This is a genomic window from Marinifilum sp. JC120 (assembly GCA_004923195.1).
Taxonomy (GTDB): domain Bacteria; phylum Desulfobacterota; class Desulfovibrionia; order Desulfovibrionales; family Desulfovibrionaceae; genus Maridesulfovibrio.
In genome coordinates this window covers 1-387 of the sequence record RDSB01000239.1, presented here as the reverse complement: position 1 = coordinate 387, position 387 = coordinate 1, and the positions used below count along the sequence as shown (strand labels likewise).

General features: G+C 38.1%; 1 protein-coding gene. It reads left to right on the top strand.

The genetic code is table 11. The features are described 5' to 3' along the window. Window positions 1-5 precede the first annotated feature (5 nt). A partial coding sequence (locus D0S45_20950; protein TIH03135.1) for a transposase occupies window positions 6-387 on the top strand: 382 nt, incomplete at its 3' end.

Here is a 387-nt window from a genome sequence, read left to right as displayed (position 1 = left end):
CTCAAATAATTAAAAAAAACATAAGCCCATATTTAGCTTTTGGCAACTCATGGGATAATACTAAGGTTAAACTCCATCAGGTTGTCAAAGCAATTATATATCGCCTTAAAACAGGCTGTCAGTGGCGTGAGATACCAATAAAGCAATTTTTCAGAGTTAAGTACAGTTGGAATAGCRTTTATGCCCATTACCGTAAATGGTGTAAAGATGGTAGTTGGGATAAGCTATGGCAAGTACTACTAGAAAAACATAAATCATCACTAGATATGTCATCTGTTCAACTAGACGGAACGCATACACCTGCCAAACGTGGCGGTGAAGCAGTTGGTTACCAGGGAAGAAAAAAGTGCAAGACAAGTAATATGCTTATTCTCTCCGACAGTAAGG